Source organism: Streptomyces sp. NPDC013157 (assembly GCF_042899865.1).
In the GTDB taxonomy this organism is placed as follows: Bacteria; Actinomycetota; Actinomycetes; order Streptomycetales; family Streptomycetaceae; genus Streptomyces.
The window spans coordinates 312,808-325,406 of sequence record NZ_JBIBAK010000003.1 but is presented as its reverse complement, the minus strand read 5'-3'; the positions used below and the strand labels follow the sequence as shown (position 1 = coordinate 325,406).

Below are 12,599 nucleotides of genomic sequence, written 5' to 3'. Positions count from 1 at the left end.
ACGCCCGTCACCGCACGCGCGCGTGGCACGCCGTACGCTCGTGCCCACCATGACGACGACCGTACGCGTACCCGCGGGCTGGCCCGCGACCGAGGAACAGGCCCTGGCCGTGCAGGACGAGCTGCGCGGGAGGGTGGTCCTCGACGAGCCGGGCCCGGCGCCCGGCACCGGGCAGGTCACCGGCGTCGACGTGGCCTACGACGACGAGCGCGACCTGGTCGCCGCGGCGGCCGTCGTCCTGGACGCGGCGACCCTGGAGGTGGTCGCGGAGGCGACCGCCGTCGGCCGGGTGTCCTTCCCGTACGTGCCCGGACTGCTCGCCTTCCGTGAGATCCCGACCGTCCGGGCCGCCCTGGACGCCCTGCCCTGCCCGCCGGGCCTGGTCGTCTGCGACGGCTACGGCCTCGCCCACCCGCGCCGCTTCGGCCTCGCCAGCCACCTGGGCGTCCTCACCGGCCTGCCCACCATCGGCGTCGCCAAGAACCCGTTCACCTTCGCGTACGACGACCCGGACACCCCGCGCGGCAGCGATGCGCCGCTGCTCGCACGCGCCGAGGAGGTCGGCCGCGCCCTGCGCACCCGGGACGCCGTCAAGCCGGTGTTCGTCTCCGTCGGCCACCGGGTGAGTCTGGACAACGCCTGCGCCCACACGCTCGCGCTCACCCCGAAGTACCGCCTGCCGGAGACCACCCGCCGCGCGGACGCGCTGTGCCGCAGCGCGCTGCGTGAAGCTCAGGCCTGAGTAGCGATTCTGAGTACGAGTACGGATGCCGCCGTTACAGTCCGGCGGCAGGCTGGCCGCATGACCACACACCGTGCCCCCCAGTCCGTCGCCGCCTCCGCCCGGCCCGTCGAGCGCACGGTGACGGCCGCCCTGGTCCTCGCCGTGGTGGTGGGGTTCGGGTGGATGGCCGGGATGGTCTACACCGTGATCCAGTGGCAGTCCTAGGGGGTCAGCGGGTCGCCGCCACCCGGAAGCCGATCCCGGCCGCGCGCAACCGCTCGGTCAGCGCGTCGCCCATCGCCTGCGCGGTGGTGACCTGGCCGGCCGTCGGCGGCAGCTCGTCGAAGGCGAGGGAGAGGGCGGCCTCGGCGAACATCTTCGCCGTCTCGCCGTAGCCGGGATCCCCTCCCGAGACCTCCGTGAACACCCGCCGTCCGCCGCCCTCGCCGACGAACCGGACCGTGAACCAGCTGCGGGCCCGCTTCTGGGCGTCCGGCCCCTCCCCGGGCCTGAGCCGGTCCGACAGCCAGCGCCGGGCGGGCGGCAGCTGGGCCGCCGCGGCGACCGCGCCGACGGCCGCCACCCCGCCGAGCGCCATCGGCAGGTGCCTGACGGCCGCGTAGTGCCGGTAGCGGAAGTCGGGGCCGTAGCGGTCCAGGGCCTTCGCCGAACGGCGCACGATCTGGGCGTCGATGGTGGGCAGCGGCAGCGCCCAGGCGCCGACCTCGGACGCGAACCGAGGGGCACCCGTCGGCGCGCTCGTCCGGCGGTTCATCAGCCGGGGCTCGTGCCGGGCGCGGTCCCGCGCGGCGGCGAGCAGCTGCCGGGGGCGCGCGAACTGGTCCAGGGCGGAGGCGAAGGTGCCGCCGGAGAAGGTCGCGTCCGCGGTCACGAACCCGTCCACGGTCAGCGGCACGCCCTCCGGCAGCTGCCGGACCGTGAAGTACGCGCCCAGGTCGTGCGGGACCGAGTCGAAGCCGCACGCGTGCACCAGGCGGGCACCCGTCTCACGCGCGCGTGCGTCGTGCCGGACGTACATCAGGTCCACGAACTCCGGCTCGCCGCACAGGTCCAGGTAGTCGGCGCCGGTGTCCGCGCACGCCGCAACCAGGTCCTCGCCGTAACGGCCGTAGGGACCGACCGTCGTGGCCACCACGCGCGCGTGCTCGGCGAGGGCTCGGACCGTGGCGGGCTCCGTGACGTCGGCGCGCAGCACCCCGACCGCCGTGCCGCCCGGCAGCCGCTCGCGCAAGGCCTGCAGCCTGCGCTCGTCCCGGGCCGCGAGCGCCCAGCGCAGGCCCTCGGGCGCGTGCGCGGCGAGGTACTCGGCGGTGAGCTCGCCCACGAAGCCGGTGGCTCCGAAGAGCACGAGGTCGTAGGGACGGTCCGTCGTCTTCATCCTGCTCATGACACCTCTCGGTCGCGCAACCCGTGCCGTTGTGGGTGGCTGAGGCTAGCGTGAGGAGTGCGGACGCACCCCCACCGGGTATCTTGACTAAGCGCTTGCTCGTCCACTCTTGTGCCCAGTGGAACGTGTTCTTAGCATCGTCGGTGTTACATCAGTTGTGTCACATGACTGGGGGCGGCATGACCACGGCAGGGACGCCAGGACACGGCCCGCTCTCCGGCGTGCGCGTGGTCGAGCTGGCCGGCATCGGACCGGGCCCGTTCGCCGCCATGCTCCTGGCCGACCTGGGCGCCGACGTGGTCCGCGTCGACCGGCCCGGCGGCCCCGGGCTCGCGGTCGACCCGGCGTACGACGTCACCAACCGCAACAAGCGCTCGGTGCTCGTCGACCTGAAGTCCCCGGACGGCCCCGCCCGCGTCCTCGACCTCGCCGCACACGCCGACATCCTCATCGAGGGCTACCGCCCCGGCGTCGCCGAGCGGCTCGGAGTCGGCCCCGGAGACTGCCACGCCCGCAACCCCCGCCTGGTCTACGGCCGGATGACCGGCTGGGGCCAGGAGGGGCCCCTCGCGCACCGAGCGGGCCACGACATCGCCTACATCGCCCTCACCGGCACCCTCGGCATGATCGGCCGCCCCGACGAACCCCCGGCCGTCCCCGCCAACCTGCTCGGCGACTACGCGGGCGGCTCCCTCTACCTCGTCGTCGGCGTCCTGGCGGCCCTGCACCACGCGCGCGCGACCGGCACCGGCCAGGTCGTGGACGCGGCCATCGTGGACGGCACCGCGCACCTGGCCGCGATGATCCACGGCATGGTGGCCGCCGGCGGCTGGCACGACCGGCGCGGCGCCAACCTGCTGGACGGCGGCTGCCCGTACTACGGCACCTACGAGACCGCCGACGGCGGGTACATGGCGGTCGGCGCCCTGGAGCCCCAGTTCTACGCCGAGTTCCTCCGGCTGCTCGGCGGCCTCGACGACCTGGCCGACGCCCGCAAGGACTGGACCCGCTGGGGCGAGCTGCGCGAGCGGGTCGCCGCCCGCTTCAAGTCCCGCACCCGTGACGAGTGGACGGCCGTCTTCGAGGGCTCCGACGCCTGCGTGGCCCCCGTCCTCTCCCTCCGGGAGGCCCCGCACCACCCCCATCTGGCAGTCCGCGGCACTTTCACCGACCACGGCGGCATCACCCAGCCCGCCCCCGCCCCGCGCTTCTCCGCGACCCCCACGGCCGTGCGCACCCCTCCCGCCCGGCCCGGCGCCGACACCGCCGCGGTGGCCGGCGACTGGGACGTACCGGCACTCCTCGACGACCATGACAAGGACGGCACCTGATGGAGCTCTCGACCTTCCTCGACTACGCGGGCGACCCGCGCGCGGCGGCGGACCGGGCGGCCGCGCTGGAGTCGGCGGGCCTCGACGCGGTCTGGGTCGCGGAGGCCTACGGCTTCGACTCGCCCACGATCATGGGCTACCTGGCCGCCCGCACCGAACGGATGAAGATCGGCTCCGCGATCCTCAACGTCTACTCCCGCACCCCCGCCCTCATCGCCCAGACGGCCGCCGGGCTGGACGCCGTCTCCGGCGGCCGCGCGATCATCGGACTCGGCGCCTCCGGCCCGCAGGTGGTCGAGGGCTGGCACGGCAGGGCCTACGACAAGCCGCTCGGCCGTACCCGCGAGACCATCGAGCTGACCCGGCGGATCCTGCGCCGCGAGACCATCGACCACCACGGCATCACCGACATGCCCCGCCCCGGCGGCTTCGGCAAGCCCCTGAAGATCCTCACCAAGCCGGTCCGCCCCGACGTCCCGCTCTACGTGGCCTCCCTCGGCCCCGCCAACGTCCGGATGACCGCCGAGATCGCCGACGGCTGGCTGCCCACCCTGTTCATTCCCGAGAAGGCCCACCAGGTCTGGGGCACCCCCCTGACGGAGGGCGCCGCCCGCCGTGACCCGGCCCTCGGCCCCCTCCAGATCGTCGCCGGCGGGCTGCTCTCCATCGGCGAGGACGCGGCCGCCGTACGCGACCAGGTCCGCCCCCGGATCGCCCTGTACGTCGGCGGCATGGGAGCGCCCGGCAAGAACTTCTACAACGACCTCGCCGTCGCCTACGGCTACGAGAAGGAGGCCCGGCTCATCCAGGAGCTGTACCTCGACGGCCGGCACCGGGACGCCGCGGCGGCCGTACCGGACGAGTTCTGCGAGCTCATATCCCTGTGCGGCCCGGAGGGCTACGTCCGCGACCGCATCGCCGCCTACCGCGAGGCCGGCGTGACCATGCTGGACATCACCCCCGTCGGCCCGGACCCGGCCCGCCTGGTCGAGACCGTCAAGAACTGGCTCTGAGCCCCCCGCTGACCTCCACCGCGCAAAAACCCTCGTTGAAAGGCTTGTCAGTGAGCACCGAAGCGTACGTGTACGACGCGATCCGCACCCCGCGCGGCCGCGGCAAGGCGAACGGCGCCCTGCACGGCACGAAGCCCATCGACCTGGTCGTCGGACTCATCCACGAGATCCGGGACCGCTTCCCCGACCTCGACCCGGCCGCCATCGACGACGTCGTACTCGGTGTCGTCGGCCCGGTCGGCGACCAGGGCTCCGACATCGCGCGGATCGCCGCGATCGCCGCCGGACTGCCGGACACGGTCGCCGGCGTCCAGGAGAACCGCTTCTGTGCCTCCGGGCTGGAGGCCGTCAACATGGCCGCAGCCAAGGTCCGCGCCGGCTTCGAGGACCTGGTCCTCGCGGGCGGCGTCGAGTCGATGTCCCGGGTGCCGATGGCCTCGGACGGCGGCGCATGGTTCAACGACCCGATGACCAACCTGGCCGTCAACTTCGTGCCGCAGGGCATCGGCGCCGACCTGATCGCCACCATCGAGGGCTTCTCCCGCCGGGACGTCGACGAGTACGCGGCGCTCTCTCAGGAGCGGGCGGCGACGGCTGTGAAGGAGGGCCGATACGACCGCTCCGTGGTCCCCGTGAAGGACCGCGCCGGTCTTGTCGTCCTCGACCACGACGAGCACCTGCGGCCCGGCACCACCGCCGACTCCCTCGCCAAGCTGAAGCCCTCCTTCGCCGACATCGGCGAACTGGGCGGTTTCGACGCGGTCGCCCTGCAGAAGTACCACTGGGTCGAGAAGATCGACCACGTCCACCACGCGGGCAACTCCTCCGGCATCGTCGACGGCGCCTCCCTGGTCGCCATCGGCTCGAAGGAGATCGGCGAGCGCTACGGCCTCACCCCGCGCGCCCGCATCGTCTCGGCCGCCGTCTCCGGCTCCGAGCCGACCATCATGCTCACCGGCCCCGCGCCCGCCACCCGCAAGGCCCTCGCCAAGGCCGGCCTCACCATCGACGACATCGACCTGGTCGAGATCAACGAGGCGTTCGCGGCGGTCGTCCTGCGCTTCGTGAAGGACATGGGCCTGTCCCTGGACAAGGTCAACGTCAACGGCGGCGCCATCGCACTAGGCCACCCCCTCGGCGCCACCGGCGCGATGATCCTCGGCTCCCTCGTCGACGAACTGGAGCGCCAGGACAAGCGCTACGGCCTCGCCACCCTGTGCGTGGGCGGCGGCATGGGCATCGCCACCATCGTCGAGCGCGTCTGAAATCCCCGCGGAACCAAGAGACTTCACGGAGACACGAGCCATGACCGAGAGCACCACCATCCGCTGGGAACAGGACGACACCGGCGTCGTCACCCTCGTCCTGGACGACCCCAACCAGTCCGCCAACACCATGAACGCGGCCTTCGCCGAGTCCCTCGCCGCGGTCGCCGACCGACTGGAGGCCGAGCAGGACTCGATCCGGGGCGTCGTCTTCACCTCAGCCAAGAAGACCTTCTTCGCCGGCGGCGACCTGCGCGACCTCATCCGGGTCACCCCCGAGACCGCCCAGGACCTCTTCGACGGCGGCCTCGCCGTCAAGCGCAACCTGCGCCGCATCGAGACCCTCGGCAAGCCGGTCGTCGCCGCCATCAACGGCGCGGCCCTCGGCGGCGGTTTCGAACTCACCCTCGCCTGCCACCACCGCGTCGCCCTCGACACCCCCGGCACCAAGATCGGCTGCCCCGAGGTCACCCTCGGCCTGCTCCCGGGCGGCGGCGGGGTCGTCCGCACGGTCCGCCTCCTCGGCATCGCCGACGCCCTGCTGAAGGTCCTCCTCCAGGGCACCCAGTACAACGCCCGCCGGGCCCAGGAGAACGGCCTGATCCACGAGGTCGCCGACAGTCCCGAGGACCTCCTCGCCAAGGCCCGCGCTTTCATCGACGCGAACCCCGAGTCCCAGCAGCCCTGGGACAAGCCGGGCTACCGGATCCCCGGCGGCACGCCCGCCAACCCCAAGTTCGCCGCCAACCTGCCGGCCTTCCCAGCCAGCCTGCGCAAGCAGACCAACAACGCCCCCTACCCGGCGCCGCGCCGCATCCTCGCCGCCGCCGTCGAGGGCAGCCAGGTCGACTTCGAGACCGCCCAGGTCATCGAGGCCCGCTACTTCGTGGAGCTGGCCGCCGGGCAGATCTCGAAGAACATGATCCAGGCTTTCTTCTTCGACCTCCAGGCCGTCAACTCCGGCGCCAACCGTCCCAAGGGCATCGAACCCCGCAAGGTCACCAAGGTCGCCGTGCTCGGCGCGGGCATGATGGGCGCCGGCATCGCCTACTCGTGCGCCCGCGCGGGCATCGACGTCGTCCTCAAGGACGTGTCGGCGGAGGCCGCCCTCAAGGGCAAGGGCTACTCCGAGAAGCTCTGCGCCAAGGCCGTCGCCAAGGGCCGCACCAGCCAGGAGAAGGCGGACGCGCTGCTCGCCCGGATCACGCCCACCGCCGACCCGCAGGACCTGGACGGCTGCGACGCGGTCATCGAGGCCGTCTTCGAGGACACCGCCCTCAAGCACAAGGTCTTCCAGGAGATCGAGTCCGTCGTCGCCCCCGACGCCCTGCTCTGCTCCAACACCTCCACGCTCCCCATCACCGCCCTCGCCGAGGGAGTCGAGCGCCAGGCCGACTTCATCGGCCTGCACTTCTTCTCGCCCGTCGACAAGATGCCGCTCGTCGAGATCATCAAGGGCGAGCGGACCGGCGACGAGGCCCTGTCCCGCGCCTTCGACCTGGTCCGGCAGATCAACAAGACGCCGATCGTCGTCAACGACTCGCGCGGCTTCTTCACCTCCCGCGTCATCGGCCACTTCATCAACGAGGGCGTCGCCATGGTCGGCGAGGGCATCGAGCCCGCCTCCGTCGAGCAGGCGGCGGCCCAGGCCGGCTACCCGGCCAAGGTGCTCTCCCTGATGGACGAGCTGACCCTGACCCTCCCGCAGAAGATCCGCCGCGAGTCGAAGCTGGCCGTCGAGGAGGCCGGCGGCACCTGGACCGCACATCCCGCCGAGGCGGTCATCGACCGCATGGTCGACGAGTTCGGCCGCCCCGGCCGCAGCGGGGGAGCGGGCTTCTACGACTACGCCGAGGACGGCAGCCGGGCCGCGCTCTGGCCCGGTCTGCGCGAACACTTCACCAAGCCCGGCCACGAGATCCCGTTCCGGGACATGCAGGAGCGCATGCTCTTCTCCGAGGCCCTCGACACGGTCCGCCTCGTGGAGGAAGGCGTCCTCACCTCGGTCGCCGACGCCAACATCGGCTCGCTCTTCGGTATCGGCTTCCCCGGCTGGACCGGCGGCGTCCTGCAGTACATCAACGGATACGAGGGAGGCCTGCCGGGCTTCGTGGCACGCGCGCGTGAGCTCGCCGAGACCTACGGAGAGCGGTTCGTCCCGCCCGCGCTGCTGGTGGCGAAGGCGGAGAAGGGGGAGACCTTCACGGACGGCCGCTGAGCCGACGCCGAGCCGGGTGCGCGGAGCGGATCCTCCTCAGGAGCCGTCGAGCCACTGGTGCACCTCCGCGCTGAGCGACCGCTGGAAGGCGGTCAGCAGCGCCTGGACCACCAGCGGCTGCATGTGGGCGGACAGGGACTTCACGTCCGCCTCGGTCCGCTCCGCCACCTCGGCCCGGAACAGCAGGGACAGCTCGTGCGCAGCCGCCCGCGCGTGCTCGGCCAGGACCGTGCGCGCGGCCAGGATGGCCTTCTCGGACAGCGGTACGTCGAGGAGCTGCACGGCGAGCCGGAGCAGGCCGGGGTCGATGCGGTAGCCGTCCCCGTCGGGCCGTACGACGTCCATGGCGACGAGCCGTTCGACGTCCTCCTCGTCCAGCGGCCGCCCGGCCCGCCGCCGCAGCTCCCCGGCCGTCACGGTCTCCTCGGTGTCCGGGGCCCAGGAGGCCACCACGGCCCGGTGGATGGCCAGGTCGTGGTGGCTGAGACCGGGCGGCAGCTGCCGCACGTAGCGCTCGATCGCCGCCAGCGTCATGCCCTGGTGCTGCAACTCCTCGATCAGCGCCAGCCGGGCCAGGTGATCCCGCCCGTAGTGGCCCACCCGGCGCGGACCGATCACCGGCGGCGGGAGCAGCCCCTTGGTGCCGTAGAAGCGGACCGTGCGGACCGTGGTGCCGGCCCGCGCGGCCAGCTCGTCGATGGTGAGCGCCGGCTCCCCGGAGTCGCCGTCGGTGTCGGTCGTCATGTGGAGCAGTATCGCTGTCACACCGGCACTGTGACACCTGGCGGCACATACGTTGTGTTCGCCAGATGTTCATCTTCACGACAAGGTCATCATCTTGTGAGAAGTTCCGCTCTGTGATCCACGTCATCGCATGCGCACTGTTGCCCGGGGAAGGTGGCGCCTTGGTCTGTGCACTCCACCGAGCGCGCCGACCGACTACGTCCGGACACCCGAGCGCGACCCGCTCGGGCGCACCAGAGAGTGGAACCACCTGTGAGCAAGGACGCCGTGGACACGGCCCAGGCTGCCGCCACCCGGACCGACGTGGCCCAGGCGCCCGCGGACGCGGGCGACGCCGGCTACAGCAAGGACCTCAAGGCCCGCCACGTCAACATGATCGCCATCGGCGGCGCGATCGGCACCGGCCTCTTCCTGGGCGCCGGCGGCCGCCTCCACAACGCGGGCCCGGCCCTCGCCCTCGCCTACCTGGTCTGCGGGGTCTTCGCCTTCTTCGTGGTCCGCGCCCTGGGCGAGCTGGTCCTCTACCGCCCCTCCTCCGGTTCCTTCGTGTCGTACGCGCGCGAGTTCCTCGGCGAGAAGGGCGCGTACGTCGCCGGCTGGATGTACTTCCTGAACTGGTCGACCACCGGCATCGCCGACATCACCGCGATCGCGCTCTACACCCACTACTGGAGCATGTTCACGAGCATCCCCCAGTGGACGCTCGCGCTGATCGCCCTCGCCGTGGTCCTGGCGGTGAACCTGATCTCGGTGAAGATCTTCGGCGAGATGGAGTTCTGGTTCGCGATCATCAAGGTCGCCACCCTCGTCGGCTTCATGCTGATCGGCATCTTCCTGCTCGCCACCCAGCACAAGGTCGACGGGCAGACCCCGGGCGTGAGCGTCATCAGCGACCACGGCGGTGTCCTGCCGCACGGCCTGATGCCGGTCGTCCTGGTCATGCAGGGCGTGATCTTCGCGTACGCGGCCCTGGAGCTGGTCGGTGTAGCGGCGGGCGAGACCGCCGAGCCCGAGAAGGTCGTCCCGCGCGCGGTGAACTCGATCATGTGGCGTGTCGGCCTCTTCTACGTCGGCTCGGTCGTCCTCCTGGCCCTCCTGCTCCCCGGCTCGGTCTACTCGGCCGACGAGAGCCCCTTCGTCACCGTCCTCTCCAAGATCGGCGTCGCGGGCGCCGGTGACGTGATGAACCTGGTGGTCCTCACCGCGGCGATGTCCTCCCTCAACTCCGGCCTCTACTCCACGGGCCGCATCCTGCGCTCCATGGCGGTGGCCGGCTCGGCCCCGAAGTTCACCGCCCGCATGAACCGCAGCCAGGTGCCCTACGGCGGCATCCTGCTGACCTGCGCGGTCTGCGTGCTCGGCGTCGGCCTGAACTACCTGGTGCCCAGCCAGGCCTTCGAGATCGTGCTGAACGTCGCCTCCCTCGGCATCATCAGCACCTGGGTGATCATCATGCTCTGCCACCTGATCTTCGTCCGCCGCGCGAAGGCGGGCCTGGTCGACCGCCCGGCGTTCCGCCTCCGCTTCAGCCCGGCGACCGAGATCGCCACGATCGCCTTCCTGCTGGTCTGCCTCGGCATGATGGGGAACGACCCCGAGGTCGGCCGCAAGACCCTCCTGCTCATCCCGGTGATCGCCGCCCTGCTGGTGGCCGGCTGGTTCGGCGTCCGCCGCCGGGTCTCCCGGACGGCCGACAGGGAGCTCTCACAGCTCGGGAAGTAGCGGCTCAGAGCCGTTGTCAGTGGCATCGCCTACGGTGGCGTCATGGGGGAGATCACATACATCCGGGGCGACGCCACCACACCGTCGGGCAAGGGCGTCAAGGTCATCGCCCACGTCTGCAACGACCTGGGGGGCTGGGGAAAGGGCTTCGTCCTGGCCCTCTCCCGCCGCTGGCCGGAGCCCGAGAAGGCGTACCGCGCCTGGCACCGCGACCGCGCGAACAACGACTTCGCCCTGGGCGCGGTCCAGCTGGTCCGCGTCGAGCGCTACATCTGGGTGGCCAACATGATCGGCCAACGGGGCACCAGAACCGGCAGCAAGGGCGTGCCGGTCCGCTACGAGGCGATCGACACGGCGCTGGGCAAGCTGGCCGACGAGGTGATCGAGCGCGGCGCATCGGTGCACATGCCGCGGATCGGTTGTGGGTTGGCCGGGGGTAAATGGTCGCGAATCGAGCCGCTGATACATGAGCGCCTGGTGTCCAGGGGAATCCCGGTCACTGTCTACGACTACGGCGATGAAGCGCCCCTCTAGGGGCGCTGGGGGTACCCCCGGCCGAAGGCTGGGGGAGGAACTGCGCGACCAGCCACAACCGGCCCGCAGCCCCCCACTCACCGCACCCGGCACATGCTCAGTGCACGTAGTTCGTAGCCTCGATCTGCTTCCAAGATTTCGGCTGAGCAACCGCCCCCACGGCCTTCACCGCAGACACCGCAGGCGACACCGGCTTCGTCGGCTCGAACAGCCACGCGTCGAACAACGAACCCAGCGACTTCCCCGACACCTTCTCCGCATACGCCTCGAAGTCGGCCACGGACGCGTTCCCGTACGCGTGCTCCTTCGGCCACCCCTTCAGAATCGCGAAGAACGCGTCGTCCCCGACCGCGTTCCGCAACGCCTGGACCGCCAGCGCCCCCCGGTCGTAGACAGCGATGTCGAACTGGTCGTCGGGACCGGGATCCCCCGGCTTCACCGTCCAGAACGCGTCGTCGGCCGGATGCGACGCGTACACGTAGTCGGCGAGTTCCTGCGTCGTGCCCTCGCCCTCGTGCTCGGACCACAGCCACTGCGCGTACCGGGCGAAGCCCTCGTTGAGCCAGATGTCCTTCCAGCCCTTGAGGGAGACGTCGTCGCCGTACCACTGGTGGGCCAGCTCGTGCACGACCACCGACGTGTTGGAACCGTTCGCGAACTGCTTCGGGCTGTAGTAGACGCGGGTCTGCGTCTCCAGCGCGTACCCGGTGGTGGTGTTCGGCACGTACCCGCCGGCCGAGCCGAAGGGATACGGCCCGAAGTAGCCGGAGAGCCAGTCGACGAGCTCCCCGGTGCGCTCCACGCTCGCCCGGGCCGCCCCGTCGTTGTCGCCGAGGTCCTTGCTGTAGGCGTTGACGACCGGCACCCCGCCCTCGGAGGTGCTCGTCGTGATGTCGAACTTCCCGACCGCCAGGGTGGTCAGGTAGGTCGCCTGCGGCTTGTTCTGCCGCCAGTTGTACCGGGTCCAGCCGAGCTTCGAACTCGTCGACTGGAGCTGGCCGTTGGAGATGACCTGGGTACCGTCGGGGACGGCCACCGACACGTCGTAGGTCGCCTTGTCCAGCGGGTGGTCGTTGCTCGGGTACCACCACCAGGCGGCCTCGGGCTCGTCCGCCGCGACCGCGCCGTCCGGCGTGCGGTGCCACGTGTTGAAGCCGTACGCGCTCTTGGTCGACGGCACCCCGCTGTAGCGGACCACCACGGTGATCGGCGTGTCCTTCGCCAGCGGCGACCTGGGGGTGACGACCAGTTCGTGCTGACCGGACGTGGCGAAGTCCGCCTTCACCCCGTTGACGCGCACCTCGCTCACGTCCAGCAGGAAGTCCAGGTCGAAGCTGGACAGGTCCTGCGTGGTGCGCGCCAGGATCGTCGCCGTACCGGCCAGCTCGTCCGTGGCCGGCTGGTACTGCAACCGGAGGTCGTAGTGGGAGACGTCGTAACCGCCGTTGCCGTAGTACGGGTAGTAGGGGTCGCCGATGCCCGGCGCGCCGGGGCTGTAGCTCGCGGCCGATGCCGGGATCGCCAGCAGCAGGGAGGCCGCCGCGAGGGCGCCCGGCGCGAGGATTCTGCGGTGCACGAGAACTCCAGGTCGGTAGGGGGCCGAGGCGCGTCCGCCACACCGCGGCGGCCCGCGCCAAGTC

General features: G+C 71.4%; 11 protein-coding genes. 8 read left to right on the top strand and 3 right to left on the bottom strand.

Annotated features, from left to right (window positions below):
* Positions 1-49 precede the first annotated feature (49 nt).
* Both ACFY6U_RS11620 and mmpA read left to right on the top strand, forming a co-directional pair.
* Entirely contained in the window at positions 50-742 is a 693-nt protein-coding gene (locus tag ACFY6U_RS11620) for an endonuclease V (RefSeq protein ID WP_390037052.1), read from the top strand.
* Positions 743-802: 60 nt separating this feature from the next.
* The gene (mmpA, locus tag ACFY6U_RS11615; protein ID WP_390037050.1) at positions 803-949 is read left to right on the top strand and encodes a morphogenic membrane protein MmpA; all 147 of its coding nucleotides are present in this window, start codon (positions 803-805) and stop codon (positions 947-949) included.
* A gap of 4 nt (positions 950-953) precedes the next feature.
* On the opposite strand, the gene ACFY6U_RS11610 is transcribed toward mmpA, so the two are convergent.
* A complete protein-coding gene (locus ACFY6U_RS11610) occupies positions 954-2,132 on the bottom strand; it encodes a saccharopine dehydrogenase family protein (RefSeq protein WP_390037048.1) in 1,179 nt (392 codons plus the stop codon).
* Positions 2,133-2,311: 179 nt separating this feature from the next.
* On the opposite strand from ACFY6U_RS11610, the gene ACFY6U_RS11605 reads away from it, so the two are divergent.
* Genes ACFY6U_RS11605 through ACFY6U_RS11590 form a run of 4 tightly spaced genes read left to right on the top strand, consistent with a single transcriptional unit; the run spans position 2,312 to position 7,959 of the window.
* Positions 2,312-3,463, top strand: a complete 1,152-nt coding sequence (locus ACFY6U_RS11605; protein ID WP_390037046.1) for a CaiB/BaiF CoA transferase family protein — start codon at positions 2,312-2,314, stop codon at positions 3,461-3,463.
* Positions 3,463-4,476: an LLM class F420-dependent oxidoreductase gene (locus tag ACFY6U_RS11600; protein ID WP_390037044.1), complete on the top strand. Its 1,014-nt coding sequence runs from the start codon at positions 3,463-3,465 to the stop codon at positions 4,474-4,476. The genes ACFY6U_RS11605 and ACFY6U_RS11600 overlap by 1 nt, the downstream gene beginning before the upstream one ends.
* A gap of 50 nt (positions 4,477-4,526) precedes the next feature.
* On the top strand, positions 4,527-5,741 hold the full coding sequence (locus ACFY6U_RS11595; protein WP_390037042.1) for an acetyl-CoA C-acetyltransferase: 1,215 nt from the start codon (positions 4,527-4,529) through the stop codon (positions 5,739-5,741).
* 40 nt (positions 5,742-5,781) lie between these two features.
* Positions 5,782-7,959, top strand: coding sequence for a 3-hydroxyacyl-CoA dehydrogenase NAD-binding domain-containing protein (locus ACFY6U_RS11590; protein ID WP_390037040.1), 2,178 nt, complete (start codon positions 5,782-5,784; stop codon positions 7,957-7,959).
* A gap of 36 nt (positions 7,960-7,995) precedes the next feature.
* On the opposite strand, the gene ACFY6U_RS11585 is transcribed toward ACFY6U_RS11590, so the two are convergent.
* Positions 7,996-8,703, bottom strand: a complete 708-nt coding sequence (locus ACFY6U_RS11585) for a MerR family transcriptional regulator (protein WP_390037038.1) — start codon at positions 8,701-8,703, stop codon at positions 7,996-7,998.
* A gap of 252 nt (positions 8,704-8,955) precedes the next feature.
* Here ACFY6U_RS11585 and ACFY6U_RS11580 point away from each other — a divergent pair, with 252 nt between their 5' ends.
* Both ACFY6U_RS11580 and ACFY6U_RS11575 read left to right on the top strand, forming a co-directional pair.
* Positions 8,956-10,425, top strand: a complete 1,470-nt coding sequence (locus tag ACFY6U_RS11580) for an amino acid permease (RefSeq protein WP_390037036.1) — start codon at positions 8,956-8,958, stop codon at positions 10,423-10,425.
* A 42-nt stretch (positions 10,426-10,467) separates the two neighbouring features.
* Positions 10,468-10,959: a macro domain-containing protein gene (locus ACFY6U_RS11575; RefSeq protein ID WP_390037034.1), complete on the top strand. Its 492-nt coding sequence runs from the start codon at positions 10,468-10,470 to the stop codon at positions 10,957-10,959.
* Between the two features lie 97 nt (positions 10,960-11,056).
* Here the strand turns inward: ACFY6U_RS11575 and ACFY6U_RS11570 are convergent, their stop codons facing one another.
* A complete protein-coding gene (locus ACFY6U_RS11570) occupies positions 11,057-12,535 on the bottom strand; it encodes a M1 family metallopeptidase (protein ID WP_390037032.1) in 1,479 nt (492 codons plus the stop codon).
* Positions 12,536-12,599: the final 64 nt, after the last annotated feature.